Genomic DNA, 21,986 nt, shown 5'->3' with positions numbered 1-21,986 from the left:
CACGAGGCTCCGACCGCACTGTGCCTAATGATTCGCTCGCTCCGCTCGCTCATGAGGCCCGGCCGAGCAGAGCGTGGGTCGCGACGCCGGCCTTCTGCCAGCGGGACAGCGACAGCCGCTGGTCGTAGACGGTGTCCGGCCGCTCGGCGATCCGGTCCAGCAGCCGCTGGTAGATGCCGGACATCGCGGTACAGCAGGCGGCGCTGCGCCGGTCCAGCAGCGGCACGAGGCGCAGGCCGTCGCGGTACCAGCCACGGGCGCGGGCGGCGCTGAAGTCGATCAGGGCGGCCAGCTCACCGTCCTTGTCGACGAGCGCGCCCTGCTCGTCCAGGGCCAACTCCACGCCGAACCTGTCGAGGTCCCGCTGCGGCAGGTACACCCGGCCGTCGGCGAGGTCTTCGCGGAGGTCGCGCAGGATGTTCGTCTGCTGGAGGGCGATGCCCAGCGCGTCGGCGTAACCGGACGCTTTCGGGTCCGGCCGGCTGCCGAAGACACCCAGGCAGAGCCGGCCGACCGAGCCGGCCACGCAGCGGCAGTACCCGACGAGGTCGTCGAAGCTGTCGTAGCTGTGGCCGGTGACGTCCATCTCCACGCCGTCGACAAGGTCGTCGAACGCGTCGAGCGGGATCGGGTACCGCCGGGCCGCGTCGGCGACCGCGAGCAGTACCGGATCGGTGCTGCCGTCGATGTCCCGCAGTGCCACCCGCAGCGCGGTGAGCCCCGCCGCCTTGTCCGCCTGGCGCAGGTCACCGTCGCCGATGTCGTCGATCCGCCTCGCCAGCGCGTAGACCGCGCACAGCGCCGCGCGCTTGGGTCCGGGCAGAAGCCTGATCCCGTAGTAGAAGTTGCGCGCCCGTTCCTTGGTGATGGACGCGCACCGCGCGTACGCCTCGTCGAGAGTTCCGCTCACGACACCGCCCTTCTCATGAGCCCCCTGGAAAGGTGTCGAACTACAGCTAAGCGTGATATCCCCGGGCTTCCCGACATAATCGCCCAATTGCTCTCGCGTAGCCGGTCGATCGCGGCCCGGCCACCGGCCACGTACCCCGCCACCGCCAGCCGGGCCCAGCCGCGCAGCATCCCGAGCAGATGGTCGCCGGAGTCCAGGAGCTTCTCCGCGCGCTCCGTCTCGTACGCCATCAGGCGCCGCAGCCGGCCTGAGGTCGTGGGCAGGTCCAGGTCGGTCTCCGGCACGTCGAACGCGGCCAGGTCCTCCTGCGGCAGGTAGACGCGGCCGGCCCGGCGGTCCTCGGCGACGTCCTGCCAGTGCTCGATGAGCTGAAGCGCCGTGCAGGCCCGGTCGGAGAGCTGGACGGCGCGCGGCGTACTGGCGCCGAAGATGGCCAGCACGATCCGGCCGACCGGGTCGGCGGAGAGCGCGCAGTACGCCCGCAGTTCCGCGTACGTGGCGTAGCGGTCGACCCGCTGGTCCTGGAGGTTGGCCTTGACGAGGTCGTCGAACGGCTTCGGGGACAGGCTGCGGGCCTGGACGGTCGGCACGAGCCGGCGCAGTACGTTCGCCTGCGGCGCGCCGCCCTGCCACACCGTCGCCAGGTCGGCCCGGAAGGCCAGCAGACCCGCCGTGCGGTCGCCGCCGTCCCGGTCGCCCAGGTCGTCGATGACCCGGGCGACGTCGTAGACCGCGCGCAGGTGCGTGCGCAGCTCCCGGGGCAGTACCTTCAGCGCGACCGGGAAGTTCTCGGACTGTTCCCGGCGGCGCAGATACGTATCCCCGGGCGTGCCTCGCGCGCCCCCCGCTCGCGACGCCCCTGCCGATCCGGACCCCGGATGCGCCATCATTCGATGCTGCACCTTGAGTGGGCGATGAGTCTGCGAAGAAACGAGTAAGTCGGTCGCCGCCGGCTTGTCACCCGCGTACAAAAACGCGGCAATCGTGTACCCGCGAACCGAAGATGAGGTACACCGGAAACCGATGCGATCACGCGATCCGGGACGGGACGCCTCGCTGGAGGCACTCGTTCCCGCACTGATCGGGCGGTTGCCGCACCTGCTCGACGAGGTCCGTCGGTTGCTCACCGCGGACTGGCCCGACTATGCCCAGTTTCTCGCCGAGGAGCAGGCCGAGGTCGAGGTCGCGGCGGAGGGGTTCATCCGCTGGCTCGTCGAGTTCGCGGAGGAGTACCTGTCCGAGCCGCACAGCGACCTGATCCCCGCGCCGACCACACCGGTGACCCTCTTCGAGGAGATCGGCCGCGCGCAGTGGCGGGAGGGGCGGGACCTGTCCGCGCTGCTGTCCGCGTACCAGCTCGGGGCCCGGGTGGCATGGCACGAGGTGTCCGGTACCGCCCTGGAGACAGGCGTCGCCCCCGATGCCCTCGCGGCGCTGGCGGAGGCGGTCTTCGCCTACGTCGACCAGCTGTCGTCCGCGTCCGCGCGGGGCTACGTCGCGGAGCAGTCGGAGGCCGTCGCCGCCCGCGAACGGCTCCGTGACGACCTCGTCGAGCTGCTGCTGTCGGACCGTTCGGACAGCGCCGCCGTGCGGGCCGCCGCGACCCGGGCCGGCTGGCCGCTGCCGCGCGAGGTCGCGGTGGTCCTCGTCGACCCGGACAACCCGGTCGGGCAGGCGACGCTGGCCCGGTTGGACGCCTCGTGCCTGCTCATCCGGCGCCGGCAGCTGACGGGTGCCGTGCTGCCGGACCCGGCCCGTCCCGGCCGCCGCCAGCGGCTGGTCGCGGAGATGCGCGGCACGGGCGCGGTGATCGGGCATCCGGTACCGCCGGAGCAGCTCCCGGCCAGCGTGGAGATCGCCGAGATCGCGCTGCGGCTCTCGCGCGGGGGATGCTGACCGACGACCCGGTGTTCGTGGCGGAGCACCTCGACGCGATCATCGTGCATCGGGACACCCGGCTGCTTCAGGCCCTGCGCAGTCAGTGCCTGGCCCCGCTGGCGGACCTGACACCGGCCGTACGGCAGCGGCTGATCGAGACGCTCGCGGCCTGGCTGCGCCACCTCGGCGACCGCCGGGCGGTCGCCGCCGAGCTGCGCATACACCCGCAGACGGTGCGGTACCGCATGGCCCGGCTGCATGACCTGCTCGGCTCGACGCTGGACGATCCGGCCGCCCGGGCCGGCATGACGCTCGCCCTCGCGTGGGGAGCCGACGGCATGGAGCCGGCCGGCGTGGCCTAGCGGCCGGCGGCGCCGCTGCGGTCCGCGGCCGGGCCGCCCGCGGGGGTGACCGAGCCGTCCGGGGCGCAGCTGCGCAGCTCGTCCAGTACCCCGCCGATCGAGGCGGCCAGCTCGTCGGCGTCGTCGAGAAGCGCCGGGTCGGCGCTGATCCCGATGCAGAGCGACCCGTTCCAGCCGAGCGCGCCGACGGTGAGCGGCGTACCGGGCGCGAGCGGGAGGATCGGGTGTGCGCCGATGATCGGCACGCCGGCCAGGCTGAGCTGGATCGGCGGGCCCGGCATGTTCGACACGATCGCCTGGAAGAACCGGGCACCGTAGACCGTCCGGGCGAACCAGGCGTGTACCGGCGCGGGCAGCAGGCCGGCCAGCCGCACCATCACGAACCGTGATGCGATCGCCCTTGTGCCGGTGCGCAGCCGGCGGCAGCTCGCGGCGACGCCCGCCAGCCGCTCCGCCTCCGGCAGCGGCCCGAGCGGCAGGTCCGTCATCACCGCCGCCGTGCTGTTGCCCTCGGCGGTCGAGGTCGGGTCGCGCACCGTCAGCGTCACGGCGACCCGCAACCGGCTCGCGGCCTGGTCGGGGTCGGGCAGCATCCGGCGCAGGCCCCCGGCGACCGCGGTCAGCAGTACGTCCGACACCCGCGTGCCGTGCCGCCGGGCCAGCGAACGGACGGTGTCCAGCGGCACTTCGAGGGTGCCGAAGCGCCGCAGCGCGGTGGCACTTGTCGGGTAGCGGTTGGCCGGCCGGCCGTCGGTCGCGAGCTGGGCCAGGCCGACCGCGGTACCGAGCGCGGCGCGCACCCGGCCGAGGCGGGCCGCCGGACCGGGCGCCTGCACCGGGAGCGCCGGCTCGAAGACCTTCAGCGCGTGCGCGACGGTACCGATGCCGTCGGCCACCGCGTGGTGTACCAGCACGATGACGGCGGCCCGGCCGCCGCTGAGCCCGGTTACGACGACGAACCGCCACATCGGGCGGTCCCGGGGCAGGGGAGTAGCGGCGACCTCGGCGACCAGCGCGTGCAGTGCCGCGTCACCGTCGGCCGCACTCACCTGGCGCTCCGGCACGTGCCAGGCCCAGTCCAGGTCCGGGTGGTCCACCCAGCGGGGCCGCCGCCAGCGCGACGGTGCCGACAGCCGCTGCCGGAACCGGGGCATCTCGTGCAGGTGCGCCCGCACGACGCCCTCCACGGCGTCGCGCAGGTCCGGCCGGTCCGCGCTGTCCAGCAGCGCCAGACCGCCGACCTGCTGGGGCGCGGCGGCCGACTCCACGTGCAGGAAGAAGGCGTCGGCGGCCGCCACCCGCTCACCCCGGCCCGGTGAGGGTTTGGTGACCGCGACGCACAGCAGCGCCACGAGCGCACCGGCGACCGCGTCGAGCAGGTAGTGGTTGGCCGTGGCCATGATGACGAGCGCGGTGACCCCCACGTGTACCGCACTCGCCAGCTGGACCAGGCGGCCGCCCGCGTACGCGGCCAGCATCACGCTGACCCACACCGCCCAGGCGAAGTGCAGCGACGGCATGGCGGCCAGCTCGTTGGCGTGGGAGACGAGCGGCGAGCCCCACGAGCCCCAGGTCTGGCCGAGCAGGACCGTGTCGACGAAGCCGAGGCCGTGGACGAGCCGCGGCGGCGCCACCGGGTAGACCGCGAAGCAGGCGATGCTGAGCAGGTTGACGAGGACGAACGAGTTCCGGGCCCAGCGGTACACCGGCGGCCGCCGCCAGTAGAGCCAGAAGATCAGGGCCAGCGCGCTGACGATGTACGTGGTGGCGTACTCGTAGTTGGCGATGACGCGAAGGGTGTCGTGCGGCACCAGCCACCGGTTAAGGGCCGGCTCGATGTCGATGTGCAGCGCGCGTTCCAGGTCGAAGATCTGCCGGCTGCGCGCCATCGCCGTTTCCCGCCGGCCCGGCCAGTCCCGGCTGGTCACGACTGCGTAGACGGCGAAGACCGCCAACCCGATCGCGATTTCCCGGACCCAGGGCGGCCGCTCGGGCTTGCCCCCGGTGGTCACCTCAGACTTTTAGCACGATTTGTCGGGCGACTCGCCGGTATCGGACCCGCGCTCTCTTCAGGCAGCGGGTACCGGTGCGCGCAGGTGAACCGAGATGCCCGGCAGGCGGCGGAGGCAACGCCAGCCCCACCCGGTACAGGCGAGAATCGTCAACCCGGTCAGCAGTCCGCTGAACACGCCGCGGGACAGCAGTCCGGCGTCCAGCCCGAAGCGCAGCAGCGTCAGGGTCAGCGCCGCGTCCACCAGCCGAGAGCCGCCCCACAGCACCGCCACCTGCGTGAACATGCGGCGTACGCCGGGGCGCTCGAACAGGTGGGCGGGCAACGTCACGAAGTCCCTGGCCAGCCGCATCGTGATCGGGCGGCGGAAGGCGGCGCTGCCCAGGAAGAGCAGGGCCATCAGCACCGAGCCCACCACTGGCTGGAGGACGTACACGAGGGCGCTGGACAGGATCAGCGCCAAGCTCGCCCGGCCGCACAGCATCCCGACGCACAGCAGGAGCGTGCCGGGCAGGTGCCGGCCGCGTACCCAGCGGATCGCGAGCGTCAGCGCGCACCAGCCGAGCACCGCGCCCAGCCCAGCGGCGAGGCTCACGGTGTGCAGCAGCACGTACAGCAGAGCGGTCGGGATGAGCACCGTCTCGAGGAACAGCCGGCCGGCCCGCTGGAGCGCGGGCCGCAGTTCGCCGATCTCGATATGGACGTGTGGCTCGGTTTGCTTCATCGTTCGTCCTGGGTGATCTAGTCGTGATCTCGCGTCGCCCCCGCCGGCGCATCCTGCGTAGGTCGCACGATAGAGGAGTGCGAAAGGCCGACCACACCCGCACTGATCAGGGCTCCGGCACCGGCCACGCCGGCCAGCGCGCCAGCGGTTGTCGGCGGTTCGGCGTGGAAGGCCCACACCCCGACGAGGTAGCTCGCTATCGGATTTGTGATGGTCATTGTCGCGACCGCGGCGGCCAGCGACCCGGTCGTGAACGCCCACTGCACCAGGAGCAGGCCGCTCAATGTCGCGGCGGCCAGGCCGTATCCCACCCAGTCCGTGGCTGTCGCGGCGATGCCGCGCTCCAGCAGGTCTTCCGAGGTCAGCTTCAGCAGCACGGCGGACATGGCGAAGCAGAGTCCGGCCGCGACCGCGACAAGCGTCGCCTGCACCAGCGGCCGCCGCCCGAGCGCCACCAGTAGCAGCACGCCGACGACGATGATCGCGAGAACGCCGGCCACTATGATGCGTTCCCGGTTAGCGGCCCCGTCAACCGGCGCGGCGTCCGGCACGGCCAAGAAGATCGCCACCCCGCCGCTGATCGCCGCCGCGGACACCCAGGCGCGCCGGCCGGGCATCCGCCGGCTCCACGCGGTCGCCAGTGGTAGCGCGAAGAGCAACTCGGTGACCAGCAGCGGCTGGACCAGCGCCACCGAGCCGGCGGTCAGAGCCCCGGCCTGCGCCACGAAGCCGGACAAATCCGTCACCCACCCGGCCAGCCAGATACGGGTGTGGACTAAGCGGCGGGCTAGGGTGGGCACGATCGCCAGCGGCGATCCGCCCCGGTGCGGTGGCAGCGACTGGTGGGCTAGCTGGGTCCCGTGTTGCTGGAGTGAGGCCGCCGCCGCGTTGAGAAAGGCCGCCAGCAGCCCGAGGCTGACGGCGAGCAGCAAGGCGCACCCCCGTGGCTAGACGACGGGACGGTCTCGATCGTTTCACGATCGGGCCCCCGCGCTCCGGCAATCAGCTCCCGCCGTACCTTCCGGCCAGACGGCGGTAGAGGCCGGGCGCCACCGCGCGTACCGCGACGGGCAGGCGCAGCCAACCCGGTACGTACCTGTCGTCCCGTCCCGACTTGATCGCCCGGACCAGGACGTCCGCGACCCGTTCCGCCGGGATCGGGCGGGGGCGGCTGCGCGCGTACGGCTGGCCCCGGCGCTCGAAGAAGCGGGTCTGTACCACCCCGGGCGCGAGCGCACCCACACCGACGCCGCTGCCCCGCAGCTCCAGCCGCAGGCTCTCGGCGAACGCGTCGAGGCCGGCCTTTGTCGCGGCGTACACGGCCTCGCCGGCCACGCCCACGCGTCCCGCGATAGAGGTGACGAACATCAGGTGTCCGTCCCCCGCGCCCGCATCTGCGGCAGGACCGCCCTGGTCAGGCCGATGGGCGCGGCGAGGTTGACCGCGATGAGGCGTCCGATGTCCGGTTGCGGCATCCGGTCGAAGGAGCCGGCCCAGCCGCTACCAGCGTTGTGCACCACGATGTCGACCCGGCCGGCGACGTCGAGTGCGGCCTCGGCGAGCCGGTCGACCTGGCCGGGAGCGGCCAGCTCCCCGGTGAGCGGCACGCCGTTGACGAGGTCGGCGAGCTCCGCGAGCCGGGCCTGGTCGCGCCCGTGCACGACCAGCCGCGCACCAGCGCCGGACAGCCGGACCGCGGTGGCCCATCCGATGCCGGACGAGGCGCCAGTGACCAGCGCGACGCTGTCCCGGATCCGCACGGCGCCTCCCATCTCCGGTGAAACCGCCCAGTGACCCATTGTCGTGGCAATGCTGCCGGCATGTGGCGTTTCGCGTGCGCGGTCCCGTTCCCCGCGGCCGGGGCGCCGGCGAGCACGTGACCCGCTGGACCAGCACCGCGGCGGCTAGCCTGACGCCATGAAGATCGTTGTCATCGGTGGAAGCGGGCACATCGGCACATTCCTGATCCCCCGTCTGGTCCGGGCCGGCCACGACGTGGTCAACGTCAGCCGTGGACAGCGATCCAGCTATGTCGACGACCCGACCTGGCGCCACGTGCGTCAGGTGACCGCGGACCGAGCCGTCGAGGACCGCGAGGGCACCTTCCCGGACCGGATCGCCGGCCTTCGACCCGACGCGGTCATCGACCTCATCTGCTTCACCCCCGACTCCGCGACCGCGCTCGTCGAGCGGCTGCGCGGGCAGACCGGGCACCTGCTGCACTGCGGCTCGATCTGGCGGTTCGGCCCGAGCCTGAAGGTGCCGGTCACCGAGGACAACGGGGCGCCGCCGGTCGGGGAGTACGGCATCGCGAAGGCCGCCATCGTCCACCTGCTGGAGGAGGAGACCAGGTCCGGCGGGCTGGTCACCACGTCACTGCATCCGGGTCACATCGTCGGTCCCGGCTGGCACCCGGTCGGCCCTCTCGGCAACTTCGACCCCGCGGTGTGGCACAAGCTGTCGGCCGGAGAGCCGATCGACGTTCCGGGGATCGGCGCGGAGTTCATGCACCACGTCCACGCGGACGACGTGGCCCAGGCATTCGAGGCGGCCGTCGTTCACCGCGACGCCGCCGCTGGTGAGGCCTTCAGCGTGGTCGCGCCCTCCGCCTTGAACGTGCGCGGCTACGCCCGGATCGCCGCGTCGTGGTTCGGCCAGATCGCGGTGCTGCGCCCGGTGACGTGGGACGACTTCCGTCGCGACAATGACGGCGACGCCGCCCGGACCAGCTGGGAGCATCTGGTCCGCAACCACTACGTCAGCATCGACAAGGCACGCGCGCTGCTCGGATACGCCCCGCGGTACGAGCCGGAAGACGCGGTGCTGGAGTCGGTACGCTGGCTCATCGACCACGGACGTCTCGACGTCGCCAACCCGCTGACGGTTTAGATTGTCGGGAGCAGCAGATCGTGGTACAGAACTGCCCCTATCGGGGCTGTTGGATACCAAGATCTGCCTGAACGGCGGGCCACGCGCCCCTGGCTCACCCCACCACTCGGCTTACGTCGGCCCGGACCCCGCCCCGGGCCGCAGGCCGCCTCCTGGAGGGAAGCAGAGCAAATGCGCCCAGCGTACTCACCCCATGCCGCTCGTCCGACCAGACCTTGCCGTGCCGGGGGTTGTGAACAGCGGAGGGTGAGGCCGCGGGAGCAGCGGTCCGGACCACAACGGACGTCGCGGTAGCTCAATCTCCTTGGTTTGACAGCGGGCTAGGCTGGCGGGCTGGTCAGGCGCGCGGTCCGAGGAACAGGCCGCCGCTCGCGTCGATGACCTGACCGGTGATCCAGCGCGCCGCGTCCGTGGCGAGGAACGCGACCACCTCGGCGACGTCGTCCGGCCCGCCGAGCCGGTCGAGCGCCGTCGCTCCGGTGATGAACTCGGCCAGGCCCGGCGCCTCGAAGAGCGCCCCGTTCGTCGCGGTCCGGGTGGCGCCGGGCGCGACCGCGTTCACCGTGATGCCGCGGACGCCGAGCTGGTTCGCCAAGGTCATTGTCATCGTCTCGACCGCGCCCTTCGTCATCGCGAACGACGTCTGGGTGGCATTGGCCATCCGGGTCGCCGCGGACGAGATCGTGATGATCCGGCCACCGTCGCGCAGCAGCGGCAGTGCTCGCTCGACGATGAAGTACGGCGCTCGCACGTTCACCGCGAAGAGGTGGTCGAACTGCGTCCGCGTCGTGGCCCCGATCGGGCCGGCGGGCCCGGCCGCCGCGTTGTTGACGAGGATGTCCAGGGGCCGCCCGGCCAGGCCGGCCTCCACCCCCGCGAAGAGCGTCTCCACGTCGCCGTCCACGCCGAGGACCGCCCCGACGGCCAGCGCGGTACCGCCGGAACGCTCGATCGCGTCGACCGTCGCCACCGCACCCTCCTTGTCCGTGCCGAAATGCACGATGACCTCGGCCCCCTGTGCCGCCAATCGGGTCGCGATCGCCTGCCCGATGCCGCGCGACGCCCCGGTCACCAGTGCCGTCCTGCCGGTCAGATCACCCATGTCAGCCATCCCCGCTGTGTCGTCGATCCTGCTGTTAGCTACTACCGACATGGTAGTGACTACCACTGAGGTAGTGTCTACCACATGCCCGACCAGCACTCAACACTGCGCGCGCAGCGACGAGCGGAGACGCAGCGCGCGATCCAGGCACACGCGGTACGGCTGTTCGTCGAGCGCGGCTACGACGCCACGACCGTGATCGACGTCGCCGAGGCCGCCGGGGTGTCACCGATGACCGTGTACCGGCACTTCCCCACGAAGGAGGACCTGGTGCTGGTCGACCAGTACGGCCGACTGCTCGCCGAGCGGATCACCGCGTCGCCCGCCGCGCGGCCACTGGTCCGCCGCGTCGGCAACGCGCTCGTCGACTCGGCCACGGCGTTGACCCGGAGCGGCACCACGGGCGACCTGACGCCGGAAGGGCGGTTCCTGCTCGCCCGCCTCCGGCTCATGATCTCGACGCCGGCCCTACGGGCGAAGCACCTGGACAACCAGTACGCCCTCCAGCAGGCGATCGTCGGCGCCCTGGGGGAGGAGGCCGCCGAGCCCGACGCGGCGTTCCACGCCCAGGCGGCGGCCAGCGCCTGCCTGGCCGCCATGCACACGGCGTTGGTGCGCTGGGCCGAGGACGAGGGCCGGGCCGACCTGGCCGACCTGGTCCGGAAGGCACTCGTCGCCGCCTTCGGCGACGGCATCCTCGACGGCTGACCGGCCCACTTTACGAACGTTAAGTCGCCGCGCCGTTCAACCGCTCGCTCTGCGGGTCCTGCCGCCGCGCACCCGTTGAACGGCCATTCACCACGGACCGTCCACCGACGATCCTGTTGGTGGAGGTGATCTCCGTGGCAGCGGCACCCGTGGTGGCCGTCCAGGAGGACGACGAGATCCAGTTCGCGGAAAGCGCGCCGTACGACGAGTACGTGCACGCCCGCACCCTGCACACGCTTCAGCGCACCATCAGCGACGACCCGGGCGAGATGTCGTTCCTGGTGGTCAGCCAGATCATGGAGCTGTACTTCGGGCTGATCCGGTACGAGCTGCGCGAGGCGCAACGGCTCGTGCGCGAGGACGACGTGTGGGGAGCGCTGGAGCCGCTGCGCCGGGCGGGCCTGCACCTGGAAGGGCTCAACGCCTCGTGGCGGACGCTGCGCTGGATGTCCCCAACCGACTTCAACAGGTTCCGTGGCCAGCTCGGCGAGGCGTCCGGCTTCCAGTCGGCCATGTACCGGCACATGGAGTTCGCGCTCGGCCTCAAGAGTGAGCCGCTGATCCGCCCGTTCCGCCGGCAGAAGGCCGTCTACGCCGAGCTGACCCGCGACATCCGCGAGCCGAGCCTGTGGGACGAGGTCATCGCGCTGCTGGCCCGGCGCGGCAACGACATCCCGGCCGAGGCGCGCGACCGCGACCGCACCCTCGACCACGCCCCGCACCCGGCCGTCGAGGACGCCTGGGTGCGCGTCTACCAGAACCCGACGCCCGGCAACGACCTGTGGCTGCTCGGCGAGGCGCTCACCGAGGTCGGCGAGCAGTTCAGCGACTGGCGGTACCTGCACCTCAAGGCGGTGCTGCGGACCCTGGGCGACAAGCCCGGCACCGCCGGCTCCTCCGGGGCCAACTGGTTGCGCCGCAGCATGGGCAAGCCGGTCTTCCCCGAGCTGTGGTCCGCCCGGACCCACATGTGAGGCGGTGCTTGAGGTGACCTTCGACGAGTACGACGCCCGCCGCCGGGACGAGGCGGACCCCGGCCACCGGGACCTCTTCCACATCCCACCGGGTACCGCCTACTTCGCCGGCAACTCCCTGGGCCTGCAACCCAAGGCGACCGTGCCCGAGCTGCTGGCCGACCTCGGCGACTGGGCCCGGCTCGGCGTGGAGGGGCACCTGGAGGCCGGCCGGCCGTGGCTGCCCTACCACGAGCTGCTGACCGAGCGGGCCGCCCGGCTCGTCGGCGCGCTGCCCAGCGAAGCGGTCGTGATGAACTCGCTGACTGTCAACCTCCACCTGCTGATGGTGTCGTTCTACCGCCCGGCCGGCGCCCGCGACCAGATCCTCATCGAGGACACGGCATTCCCCTCCGACAGCTACGCGGTGCGCAGCCAGGCCCGCTTCCACGGCCTCGACCCCGACACCACGGTGGTACGCCTCACGCGCACTGAGGACATGCTGGCGTACCTGCGGGAGCACGGCGAGCGGGTGGCGCTCGTGCTGCTCGGCGGCGTCAACTACCTCACCGGCGAGCTGATGGACATCCCCACCGTCACCCGGGCCGGGCAGGCCGCCGGAGCGGTGGTCGGGTGGGACCTCGCGCACGCCGCCGGCAACGTGCCGCTGCGCCTGCACGACTGGGGTGTCGACTTCGCCGCCTGGTGCTCGTACAAGTACCTCAACGGCGGGCCGGGCGCGCTGGCGGGCGCGTTCGTGCACGAGCGGCACCTGGCCGACGGTGCGCTGCCGCGCTTCGAGGGCTGGTGGAGCACCGACCCGGCCACCCGCTTCGAGATGGCGCCGGTCGCCCGGCCACCGGCCACAGTGGACGCCTGGCAGGTGTCCAACCCACCCATCTTCGCGATGGGTCCGGTGCGCACGTCGCTGGAGATCTTCGACCGGGTCGGCATGGACGCGTTGCGGGCGCGCAGCCTGCGCCTGACCGGGTACCTGCGCGAGCTGCTCGACGAGGTGACGCCGGGCCGGCCCCTCGAAGTCGTCACGCCGCGCGAGCCGGAGCGCCACGGCTGCCAGCTGTCGGTCCGGATCGGCGACGGCGCGGCCGGAGACATCAGCCGGCGGCTTCGCCACGAGCACGGTGTCATCGCGGACGCGCGGGAGCCGGACATCGTGCGGTTCGCGCCGGTGCCGCTCTATTCCACGTACCACGACTGCTGGCGCGCGGCCCGGGCGCTGGCCGCGACGGTCAAGGAGGTGTGACATGAGCGGGTCCAATGTGGCCGTCGTCGGTGCCGGCCTGTGCGGCTGCCTGCTGGCGTGTTTCCTGGCCCGGCGCGGATACGAGGTCACCGTGTACGAGCGGCGGCCCGACCCGCGCACCAGCCGGCCCGAGCGGGGCCGGTCGATCAACCTGGCCCTGTCCGAGCGCGGCCTCAACGCCCTGCGCCAGATCGGCCTCGCCGAGCAGGTGATGGCCGACGCGCTCCCGATGCGGGGCCGCATGATCCACCCGACAGAGGGTGAGCTGGACTTCCAGCCGTACAGTGTGGACGGTCAGCGGGCGATCAACTCGATCAGCCGCGGCGCCCTCAACAACGCCCTGCTCGATGCCGCGGAAAAGGCACCCGGCGTACGGGTCGTCTTCGGCCACAAGCTCGTCGGGCTGGAGCCGGCGACCGGCGAGATGACCTTCGAGACCGAAGAGGGCAGAGTCCAGGTCACCGCGGGCGTCGTGCTCGGCGCCGACGGGTCCGGCTCGGCGGTACGCGGGCAGCTGCTCGCCCACGACGCGCTCACCGAGTCGCTCGACTTCCTCGACTACGGGTACAAGGAGCTGAGCATCCCGCCGGCTGACGGGGACTTCGCGCTCGACCCGGGTGCGCTGCACATCTGGCCGCGCGGCACCTCGATGATGATCGCGCTGCCCAACCCGGACCGCTCGTTCACCTGCACGCTCTTCTGGCCCAACGGCGGTACCCGCAGCTTCGCGTCGCTGAGCAGCCCGGCGGCGATCGAGCGGCACTTCGCCACCCACTACCCGGACCTGCTGCCGCTCGCGCCCAACCTCGTCGACGACTACCACCACAACCCGGTGGGGCTGCTCGGCACCGTGCGCTGCGACCCGTGGCACGCGCACGGCCGGGTCGGGCTGATCGGCGACGCCGCGCACGCGATCGTCCCGTTCTACGGCCAGGGCGCCAACTGCGCGATGGAGGACGTGGTCGAGCTGGACCGCTGCCTCGCCGATACGGCCGAGGACTGGTCGCGGGCGCTGCCGCTCTTCCACGAGCGGCGCCGGGACGACACGGAGGCGATCGCGGAGATGGCCCTCGCCAACTTCGTGGAGATGCGCGACAAGGTCGCCTCGCCCGTGTTCCGCCTCGGCAAGCGGGTCGAGCACGCGCTGGAACGCGCATTGCCCGGCCGGTACGTCTCCCGGTACGAGCTTGTCTCGTTCTCCAACACCCCGTACGCCGAGGTGCGCCGCCGCGTCCAGTTGCAGCACCGGGCCGTCGGCGTCGCGGCGCTGCTGGCCGGAGCCGGGCTCGCCGCCGCGGGCCTGCGGAGGTGGGCGCCGTGACGCTGTGGGACCCGCGGCTGGCCACCACCGGCCGCCCGGCCGGCGAGCCGGGGCTGCTGCGTAACTTCGTCGGCGGTCGCTTCGAGCCGGCCGCCCGTACGTTCGCCAAGCACTCGCCGGTCACCGGCGAGCAGGTCTTCGCGGTGGCCGAGGCCGACGAGTCTACTGTGGACGCCGCCGTCTCGGCCGCGCGGGCCGCGCTGCGCGGGCCGTGGAGTCGGCTGGGCGAGCGGGAGCGGGCGGCGGTACTGCGCAGGATCGCCGACGAGCTCGACCGGCGCTTCGACGACCTGGTGACCGCCGAGGTCGCCGACACCGGCAAGCCGGCGAGCCAGGCCCGGACGCTCGACGTACCGCGCGGTGCGGCGAACTTCCGGGCGTTCGCGGACATCGTCTCCGCCGCGCCCACCGAGTCGTTCACGACCGTCACGCCCGGCGGGGGCCGCGCGCTCAACTACGCCGTCCGCAAGCCAGCCGGCGTCGTCGCCATCATCGTGCCGTGGAACCTGCCGCTGCTGCTGCTCACCTGGAAGGTGGCCCCGGCGCTCGCCTGCGGCAACGCGGTCGTGGTCAAGCCCTCCGAGGAAACCCCGGCCTCCGCGACGCTGCTGGCCGAGGTGATGGCGGCGGCCGGCGTGCCCGATGGCGTCTTCAACCTGGTACACGGCTTCGGGCCGGACTCCGCCGGCGAGTTCCTGACCCGCCACCCGGGGGTGGACGCGATCACCTTCACCGGCGAGTCGGCCACCGGCAGCGCCATCATGCGGGCCGCGGCCGACGGGGTGAAGGCGGTCTCGTTCGAGCTGGGCGGCAAGAACGCCGGGCTCGTCTTCGCCGACGCGGACCTCGACGCCGCGGTGGACGGCTCGGTCCGCTCCAGCTTCACCAACGGCGGCCAGGTGTGCCTGTGTACCGAGCGCCTGTACGTGCAGCGGCCGGTGTTCGACGAGTTCGTGGCGCGGCTCGGCAAGCGCGCCGCCGCCCTGCCGTTCGGCTGGCCGTCCGATGAGGACACCGGCACGATGCCGCTCATCTCCCGCCAGCACCGGGAGAAGGTGCTCGGCTACTACGACCTGGCCCGCACCGAGGGCGCCACGGTCGTGTCCGGCGGTGGTGTGCCGGCGCTCGGCGACGCGCGGGACGGCGGCGCGTACATCCAGCCGACCGTCCTCACCGGACTCTCCAACGCCGACCGTACGAACCGCGAGGAGATATTCGGACCGGTGTGCCATGTGGCCCCGTTCGACGACGAGGAGGAGGCGTTCGCGCTGGCAAACGACAGCGACTACGGTCTGGCGGCGACGGTGTGGACGCGGGACGTCGGGCGGGCTCACCGCGCCGGCGCCGGGCTCGACGCCGGGATCGTGTGGGTCAACACGTGGTTCCTGCGCGACCTGCGTACCCCGTTCGGCGGCGTGAAGGCGTCCGGGGTGGGGCGCGAGGGCGGCGTCCACTCGCTCGCCTTCTACTCCGAGCTCACCAACGTCTGCGTGGACCTCTCATGACCGCGGCGGCAGTCCTCACCGAGGCTTACCAGACCGGGGTGCCGTGCCCGCCGCTGCGGGGGACGCACATTCCCGTGGGTGACGTCGACGCCGCGTACGCCGTGCAGCGCGAGCAGGTCGACGCCTGGCTCGCCGCCGGCCGCCGCCAGGTGGGCGCGAAGATCGGCCTGACCGCGCGCGCCGTACAGGAGGCGTTCGGCGTCTTCCAGCCCGACTTCGGCGTGCTGATGGCCGACGCGGCGGTACCCGACGGCGCCGAGATCGCGCTCGACCGGCTGCTACAGCCGAGGGTCGAGGCGGAGGTGGCGTTCGTGCTCGGCGCGGACCTGCCGGAGTCCCAGGTCACCACTGTGGACGTCATCCGGGCCACCGACCACCTGCTGCCCGCCATCGAGGTGGTCGACTCCCGGGTCGCCGGCTGGGACATCTCCATCGTGGACACCGTCGCGGACAACGCCTCCAGTGGCCTCTTCGTGCTCGGTACCCGCCCGGTCCGGCTGTCCGACGTGGACCTCCGGCTTTGCGGCGCGGTCCTGGAGCACGCCGGGGAGCCGGTGTCGGTCGGCGCGGGCGCGGCCTGCCTCGGCAACCCGCTGCACGCGGTGGCCTGGCTCGCCGCGACGCTCGCTAAGGCCGGGCAGCCGCTGCGCGCCGGTGACGTGGTGCTTTCCGGCGCGCTCGGGCCGATGGTGCCGGTGACACCCGGCGCGGCGTACGAGGCCCGGATCTCCGGCCTCGGCTCGGTGCGCGTCTGCTTCGACAAGGGGGACTCCCGATGACCGGCGTCGCCGTGATCGGGTCGGGCAACATCGGTACCGACCTGATGATCAAAGTGCTGCGGCTCTCCACGTCCCTGCGGATGGTGGCCATGGCCGGCATCGACCCGGCGTCCGACGGGCTCGCCCGCGCGGCGCGGCTCGGCGTCGCCACCACCTCGGCCGGCATCGACGGGCTTGTCGCGATGCCCGAGTTCGCCGACGTCGGGATCGTCCTCGACGCGACGTCGGCCGGCGCCCACCACCGCCACGCCGCGGTGCTGCGCGAGCACGGCCGGCTCGTCGTCGACCTCACGCCGGCCGCCGTCGGACCGTACGTGGTACCGCCGGTCAACCTCGACCAGCACCTGCGCGAGCCGAACGTCAACATGGTCACCTGCGGCGGGCAGGCCACGGTGCCGATCGTCGCCGCGGTCGCCGCCGTCACGCCGGTCGCGTACGCGGAGATCGTCGCCGCCATCGCCTCCCGCTCGGCCGGACCGGGCACCCGGGCGAACATCGACGAGTTCACCGTCACCACCGCGCGGGCCCTCGAAGTGGTCGGTGGCGCCGGCCGAGGCAAGGCCATCATCGTGCTCAACCCGGCCGACCCGCCGATGCTGATGCGCGACACCGTCTACTGCCTCTGCCCCGACAGCGGCGCCGACCGGGAGCGGATCGCCGTATCGGTGCGGGAGATGGTGGCCGGCGTCCAGGAGTACGTGCCCGGCTACCGCCTCAAGCAGGACGTGCAGTTCGCATCCACGGTGGACGGTCTACTGGTGACGGTCTTCCTGGAGGTGTCCGGCGCGGGTCACTACCTGCCCGCGTACGCCGGAAATCTGGACATCATGACGTCGGCGGCCCTGCGTACCGCGGAGCGCATGGTGGCCCTGCGCGCGGAGGTTGCGGCATGAGCCTGTACATCCAGGACGTCACGCTGCGGGACGGCATGCACGCCGTGCGGCACAGCTTCACCGTCGACCAGGTACGCCAGATCGCGGCGGCGCTGGACGCCGCCGGTGTCGCGGCCATCGAGGTGGCGCACGGCGACGGGCTCGCCGGGTCGAGCGTCAACTACGGGCGCGGGGCGCACACCGACGCCGAGTGGATCGCCGCGGCCGCCGAGGTCGTCCAGCGGGCCACGCTCACCACGCTGCTGCTGCCCGGCATCGGTACGATCGACGACCTGCGCGCCGCCCGGGACCTCGGGGTGACCAGCGTGCGGATCGCCACGCACTGCACCGAGGCGGACATCGCCGCCCAGCACATCGGCTGGGCCAGGGAGAACGGCATGGACGTCGCCGGGTTCCTGATGATGTCGCACATGAACGACCCGGCCGCCCTGGCGGGGCAGGCGAAGCTGATGGAGTCGTACGGCGCCCACTGCGTGTACGTGACCGACTCCGGCGGCCGGCTGCTGATGCGGGACGTGGCCGACCGCGTGGACGCGTACCGCCAGGTGCTCGACCCGGCCACCCAGATCGGCATCCACGCCCACCACAACCTCTCGCTCGGCGTCGCCAACTCGGTGGTCGCCGTCGAGCACGGCGCCACCCGGGTCGACGCCGCGCTCGCCGGGCACGGTGCCGGCGCCGGCAACGCGCCGCTGGAGGTCTTCGCCGCCACCGCCGACCTGATGGGGTGGGCGCACGGCTGCGACGTGTTCGCGCTGATGGACGCCGCCGACGACCTGGTCCGCCCGTTGCAGGACCGGCCGGTGCGGGTGGACCGGGAGACGCTGTCGCTCGGGTACGCCGGCGTGTACTCCAGCTTCCTGCGGCACGCGGAGGCGGCGGCCGACCGCTACGGCGTCGACGTGCGCACGATCCTTGTCGAGCTTGGCCGCCGCGGCATGGTTGGCGGCCAGGAGGACATGATCGTGGACGTCGCACTCGACCTGGTGAAGGAGGGCGCGCGATGACCGACGACCTGGCCGAACGCCTCGACACGGCGGCGCGCGACGCGGTCGCCATCCCGCAGATCGTCTCCGCGGCGGGCGTCGACCCCGACGGGGCGTACGCGGTGCAGGAAGCCCTCGTCGCCCGCCGCTTGGCCCGCGGCGAGCGGCTCGTCGGCATCAAGCTGGGCCTCACCAGCCGCGCGAAGATGGCGCAGGTCGGCGTCGACGAGGTGATCTGGGGCCGCCTGACCAACGGCATGGCGGTCGCCGACAGCACCACTGTGGACACTTCGCGGCTCATCCACCCGAGGATCGAGCCGGAGGTGGCGTTCCTCCTCGACGCTGCGGGCAACGCCACGGCGGTCGCCCCGGCGCTGGAGGTGATCGACTCGCGGTACGCCGACTTCACGTTCTCGCTGGCCGACGTCATCGCCGACAACTCGTCCGCGGCCGCGTTCGCGATCGGGCCCTGGCGGCCCTTGCCCGGCGGCCTGGACAACCTGGGGGTACTGCTGGAGGTCGACGGCCGGGTCGTGCAGATCGGCTCGACCGCGGCGATCCTCGGCGACCCGCGCCGAGCCCTCGTCGCCGCGCGGCGTCTCGCCGGGTCCCGTACCGAGGCCGGGTGGGTGCTCCTCGCGGGCGCCGCCACGGCGGCGGTCCCGCTGGTGAAGGGCGCGTACGTGCGGGCCGTGGTCGAGGGCCTCGGCACGGTGGCGGTGCGGGCGTCATGATCATCGACGGCATGGCCCGCCCCCGCGGCCGCTTCCCGCACGTGAAGGTCGCGGGCGGCTTCGCGTTCGTCTCCGGCACCTCCAGCCGCCGCCCGGACAACACGATCGCCGGCGCGGCGGTGGACGAGCTGGGTACGACCACATTGGACATCCGCGTGCAGACCCGCGCCGTGATCGAGAACGTGCGGGAGATCCTCCGCACCATCGGCGCCGACCTCTCGGACGTCACGCAGGTCACCACGTACCTGGTCAACATGAACGACTTCGGCGGCTACAACGAGGTGTACGCGGAGTTCTTCGACGAGACCGGCCCGGCCCGCACCACCGTCGCCGTACACCAGCTGCCGCACCCGCACCTGCTGATCGAGATGCAAGCCGTCGCTCTTCTACCGTGAGGGAGTTGCCATGTCCGAGGTCCCGCGCCCGGTGAGCTTCCCGAGCTGGCTCGCCGAGAATCAACACCTGCTCAAGCCGCCGGTGGGTAACAAGCAGATGTTTCCGACCGGGTCGGACTTCGTCGTGATGGTGGTCGGCGGCCCCAACCAGCGCACCGACTTCCACGTCGACCCGTACGAGGAGTTCTTCTACCAGATCAAGGGCAACATGCACCTGAACGTGATGACGCCCGAGGGCCCCGACACCATCCACATCCGCGAGGGCGACATGTGGGTGTTGCCGGGCAACATGCCGCACTCGCCGCAGCGCCCGGAGGAGGGGTCGATCGGGCTTGTCGTGGAGCGGGTGCGCGAGGAGGGCACGCTGGAGAAGTTCCAGTGGTACTGCCCCGAGTGCGGCAACCTGGTCCACGAGGTCGAGCTCCAGGTGCGCGACATCGTCGTCGAACTGCCGCCGATCTTCCAGGCGTTCTACGCGGACGAGGCCGCCCGTACATGTGACAAGTGCGGCACGCTCCACCCGGGCAAGGGATGAACCTTCCCGTCTACGACGTCCACACGCACGTCGTGCCGAAGGGCTGGCCGGACCTGGCCGCCGAGTGCGGTGGTACCGGCTGGCCCTGGCTGCGCGTCGACTCCGAGCGCGCGGCGATGCTGATGGTCGGCGACCACGAGTGGCGCCCGATCCAGTCGGCCTGCTGGGACGCGCCCACCCGACTGTCCGACATGGACGCCGACGGCATCGACGTGCAGGTGGTCTCGCCGACCCCGATCTTCTTCTCGTACGACCGGCCGGCCGCGCAGGCCGTGAAGGTGGCCCGCGTCTTCAACGACCTGGTGCTGGAGTGCGCGGCCGCGGGCGGCGACCGGCTGGTCCCGTTCTGCCAGGTCCCCCTCCAGGACCCGGACGCCGCGTGTGAGGAGCTGGACCGCTGCCTGGCCGCCGGGCACGCCGGGGTGGAGATCGGAAACCACGTCGGCGACCGCGACCTCGACGACCCCGGCGTCGTCCAGTTCCTGCGGCACTGCGCCGAGGTGGGCGCGCCCGTCTTCGTGCACCCGTGGGACATGCCGGGCGGCCCGAGGCTGGACCGCTGGATGGCCCGTTGGCTGACCGGCATGCCCGCGGAGACCCACCTCTCCCTGCTCGCGATGATCCTCGGCGGCGTCTTCGACGCGGTACCCGACACGCTGCGGATCTGCTTCGCACACGGCGGCGGAAACTTCCCGTACTGGCTGGGCCGCGCCGACAACGCCTGGCACCGCCGGGGTGACCTGGTACGCGGCCGCTCCACCCGCCCGCCGAGCCACTACATCGGACGGTTCTACGTAGACAGCGTGGTGTTCGAGGAGCCCGCGTTGCGCCTGCTGGTGTCGGTGATGGGGGAGGACCGGGTACTCGTCGGCAGCGACTATCCGTACCCGTTGGGCGAGCGCCCAGCCGGACAGGTCGTCCGCAAGGCCGACTTCCTGACCGAGGAGCAGCGGAGCAAGCTACTGAGTACGAACGCCGCCCGCTTCCTCGGCGGTCTACATCGGACGGCAGGCGTCGCCCTATCGGGTACTTGACAAGAGTTGACGCTTCTAGTCATTTCCCGGTGTCACCTCCACGTTCGTGTACTAGAGCCAACCATCGCGTGTCGTAGATACTTCGGGGCGTGACTGGCGAGCGACGATCAGTGTTCGGCGGGCAGGTCCGGATCTGGGGTGGCGTGCCGCTGCGCAACCCGGTGTTCACCGGCCGGGAAAACCTGCTGCTGACCCTGCAACGCGCGCTGGAAGACCGGTCGAAGGCGACGGTGCTGCCGCGCGCGCTGCACGGGCTCGGCGGCGTGGGCAAGACACAGCTCGCGGTGGAGTTCGCGTACAGGTACGCGGACCGCTACGACATCGTCTGGTGGATCCCCGCCGAGCAGCGGTCGCTCGTCCTCCAGTCGCTGCACCAGCTCGGCCGGCACCTCGACACGCCGGAGACCGAGGATCTCCAGCAGGCGGCCAGCCACGTGCTGGCGGAGCTGGCGACAAGCCCGCTGCGCTGGCTGCTGATCTACGACAACGCCAACGAGCCCGAGGAAATCAACCGGCTGATGCCGACGCGCGGCGGCCACGTCATCCTCACCTCGCGCAACCAGACGTGGTCCGAGGTCTTTGACCCGATCCAGGTGGACATCTTCGACCGGTCGGAAAGCGTCGAGCTGGTCCAGAAGCGCAGCGAGGCCGTGTCGGCGGAGGACGCCGACCGGCTGGCGGCCCGCCTCGGCGACCTGCCGCTCGCCCTCGACCAGGCGGTGTCGTGCCAGGTCGCGACCGAGATGACGGTGGGAGAGTACCTCGCCGAGCTCGACTGGCACGTGCGTGAGCTGGCCACGCCGGCCGACTCGTCGCGGACCACGCTCGTCGCTCTGGTACGGCTCGCGATCTGGCGGCTGCGGGAGCACGCGCCGGCCGTCGCCGAGCTGCTGGAGATGTTCGCGTTCCTCGGCCCCGAGCCGATCTCGGGTGGCCTGCTCCGGCGGGGCGGCAAGGGGACGTCTCGACGGCGCTGGGGCGGGCGCTTCGCGAGCAGATAGCC

21 protein-coding genes and 2 pseudogenes are annotated in these 21,986 nt (G+C 72.1%); 16 read left to right on the top strand and 7 right to left on the bottom strand.

From position 1 onward, the window contains the following. Positions 1-49: 49 nt before the first annotated feature. Together hpnD and hpnC are read right to left on the bottom strand one after the other, a co-directional pair. Complete coding sequence (hpnD, locus tag Pflav_RS13185) at positions 50-910, bottom strand: presqualene diphosphate synthase HpnD (protein ID WP_173036436.1); 861 nt, start codon at positions 908-910, stop codon at positions 50-52. Beyond that, a complete protein-coding gene (gene hpnC, locus Pflav_RS13180; protein WP_173036435.1) occupies positions 907-1,797 on the bottom strand; it encodes a squalene synthase HpnC in 891 nt (296 codons plus the stop codon). The genes hpnD and hpnC overlap by 4 nt, the downstream gene beginning before the upstream one ends. A gap of 136 nt (positions 1,798-1,933) precedes the next feature. On the opposite strand from hpnC, the gene Pflav_RS13175 reads away from it, so the two are divergent. Continuing rightward, positions 1,934-2,806, top strand: a complete 873-nt coding sequence (locus Pflav_RS13175) for a hypothetical protein (protein WP_197938414.1) — start codon at positions 1,934-1,936, stop codon at positions 2,804-2,806. After that, positions 2,800-3,150: a helix-turn-helix domain-containing protein gene (locus Pflav_RS43545; protein WP_197938412.1), complete on the top strand. Its 351-nt coding sequence runs from the start codon at positions 2,800-2,802 to the stop codon at positions 3,148-3,150. The genes Pflav_RS13175 and Pflav_RS43545 overlap by 7 nt, the downstream gene beginning before the upstream one ends. On the opposite strand, the gene Pflav_RS13170 is transcribed toward Pflav_RS43545, so the two are convergent. The 4 genes and pseudogenes from Pflav_RS13170 to Pflav_RS45370 form a co-directional block, all read right to left on the bottom strand. After that, a complete protein-coding gene (locus Pflav_RS13170; protein ID WP_173036434.1) occupies positions 3,147-5,162 on the bottom strand; it encodes a bifunctional phosphatase PAP2/O-acyltransferase family protein in 2,016 nt (671 codons plus the stop codon). The two genes, Pflav_RS43545 and Pflav_RS13170, sit on opposite strands and share 4 nt — an antisense overlap. Positions 5,163-5,219: 57 nt before the next feature. Further along, positions 5,220-5,885 (bottom strand): VC0807 family protein, encoded by a 666-nt coding sequence (locus Pflav_RS13165; RefSeq protein ID WP_173036433.1) that lies wholly within the window; start codon positions 5,883-5,885, stop codon positions 5,220-5,222. A gap of 17 nt (positions 5,886-5,902) precedes the next feature. Continuing rightward, entirely contained in the window at positions 5,903-6,817 is a 915-nt protein-coding gene (locus tag Pflav_RS13160; RefSeq protein WP_173036432.1) for a DMT family transporter, read from the bottom strand. A gap of 70 nt (positions 6,818-6,887) precedes the next feature. Beyond that, positions 6,888-7,657 (bottom strand): annotated as a pseudogene (locus Pflav_RS45370) (SDR family NAD(P)-dependent oxidoreductase). 145 nt (positions 7,658-7,802) lie between these two features. On the opposite strand from Pflav_RS45370, the gene Pflav_RS13150 reads away from it, so the two are divergent. Further along, positions 7,803-8,774 (top strand): NAD-dependent epimerase/dehydratase family protein, encoded by a 972-nt coding sequence (locus tag Pflav_RS13150; protein WP_173036431.1) that lies wholly within the window; start codon positions 7,803-7,805, stop codon positions 8,772-8,774. A 337-nt stretch (positions 8,775-9,111) separates the two neighbouring features. Here Pflav_RS13150 and Pflav_RS13145 read toward each other — a convergent pair whose 3' ends face one another. Next, a complete protein-coding gene (locus Pflav_RS13145; protein WP_173036430.1) occupies positions 9,112-9,876 on the bottom strand; it encodes an SDR family oxidoreductase in 765 nt (254 codons plus the stop codon). A gap of 84 nt (positions 9,877-9,960) precedes the next feature. On the opposite strand from Pflav_RS13145, the gene Pflav_RS13140 reads away from it, so the two are divergent. The 13 genes and pseudogenes from Pflav_RS13140 (at position 9,961) to fxsT (ending at position 21,984) form a co-directional block, all read left to right on the top strand. Then, on the top strand, positions 9,961-10,584 hold the full coding sequence (locus tag Pflav_RS13140) for a TetR/AcrR family transcriptional regulator (RefSeq protein WP_173036429.1): 624 nt from the start codon (positions 9,961-9,963) through the stop codon (positions 10,582-10,584). A gap of 85 nt (positions 10,585-10,669) precedes the next feature. After that, positions 10,670-11,558: pseudogene (locus Pflav_RS13135) on the top strand (tryptophan 2,3-dioxygenase). A gap of 13 nt (positions 11,559-11,571) precedes the next feature. Further along, positions 11,572-12,801, top strand: a complete 1,230-nt coding sequence (gene kynU / locus Pflav_RS13130) for a kynureninase (protein WP_173042406.1) — start codon at positions 11,572-11,574, stop codon at positions 12,799-12,801. 1 nt (position 12,802) lies between these two features. Beyond that, positions 12,803-14,122, top strand: a complete 1,320-nt coding sequence (locus tag Pflav_RS13125; protein WP_173036428.1) for an FAD-dependent oxidoreductase — start codon at positions 12,803-12,805, stop codon at positions 14,120-14,122. Then, entirely contained in the window at positions 14,119-15,627 is a 1,509-nt protein-coding gene (locus Pflav_RS13120; RefSeq protein WP_173036427.1) for a 2-hydroxymuconic semialdehyde dehydrogenase, read from the top strand. Before Pflav_RS13125 ends, Pflav_RS13120 begins: the two co-directional genes overlap by 4 nt. Next, a complete protein-coding gene (locus Pflav_RS13115; protein WP_173036426.1) occupies positions 15,624-16,406 on the top strand; it encodes a 2-keto-4-pentenoate hydratase in 783 nt (260 codons plus the stop codon). The genes Pflav_RS13120 and Pflav_RS13115 overlap by 4 nt, the downstream gene beginning before the upstream one ends. Beyond that, the gene (locus tag Pflav_RS13110; RefSeq protein ID WP_173036425.1) at positions 16,403-17,299 is read left to right on the top strand and encodes an acetaldehyde dehydrogenase (acetylating); all 897 of its coding nucleotides are present in this window, start codon (positions 16,403-16,405) and stop codon (positions 17,297-17,299) included. The genes Pflav_RS13115 and Pflav_RS13110 overlap by 4 nt, the downstream gene beginning before the upstream one ends. Further along, positions 17,296-18,306 (top strand): 4-hydroxy-2-oxovalerate aldolase, encoded by a 1,011-nt coding sequence (gene dmpG / locus Pflav_RS13105; protein ID WP_173036424.1) that lies wholly within the window; start codon positions 17,296-17,298, stop codon positions 18,304-18,306. Before Pflav_RS13110 ends, dmpG begins: the two co-directional genes overlap by 4 nt. Next, the gene (locus Pflav_RS13100; RefSeq protein WP_173036423.1) at positions 18,303-19,019 is read left to right on the top strand and encodes a 2-keto-4-pentenoate hydratase; all 717 of its coding nucleotides are present in this window, start codon (positions 18,303-18,305) and stop codon (positions 19,017-19,019) included. The genes dmpG and Pflav_RS13100 overlap by 4 nt, the downstream gene beginning before the upstream one ends. Further along, positions 19,016-19,414, top strand: a complete 399-nt coding sequence (locus tag Pflav_RS13095; protein WP_173036422.1) for a RidA family protein — start codon at positions 19,016-19,018, stop codon at positions 19,412-19,414. The genes Pflav_RS13100 and Pflav_RS13095 overlap by 4 nt, the downstream gene beginning before the upstream one ends. Before the next feature lie 10 nt (positions 19,415-19,424). Beyond that, positions 19,425-19,949 (top strand): 3-hydroxyanthranilate 3,4-dioxygenase, encoded by a 525-nt coding sequence (locus Pflav_RS13090; protein WP_173036421.1) that lies wholly within the window; start codon positions 19,425-19,427, stop codon positions 19,947-19,949. Beyond that, positions 19,946-20,983, top strand: coding sequence for an amidohydrolase family protein (locus tag Pflav_RS13085; RefSeq protein ID WP_173036420.1), 1,038 nt, complete (start codon positions 19,946-19,948; stop codon positions 20,981-20,983). Before Pflav_RS13090 ends, Pflav_RS13085 begins: the two co-directional genes overlap by 4 nt. Positions 20,984-21,072: 89 nt before the next feature. Continuing rightward, positions 21,073-21,984 (top strand): FxSxx-COOH system tetratricopeptide repeat protein, encoded by a 912-nt coding sequence (fxsT, locus tag Pflav_RS47370; RefSeq protein ID WP_173036419.1) that lies wholly within the window; start codon positions 21,073-21,075, stop codon positions 21,982-21,984. Positions 21,985-21,986: the final 2 nt, after the last annotated feature.

The organism is Phytohabitans flavus (genome assembly GCF_011764545.1).
Classification (GTDB): Bacteria; Actinomycetota; Actinomycetes; order Mycobacteriales; family Micromonosporaceae; genus Phytohabitans; species Phytohabitans flavus.
The sequence above is the reverse complement of the archived record's forward strand: the minus strand, read 5'-3'. Positions and strand labels throughout refer to the sequence as shown.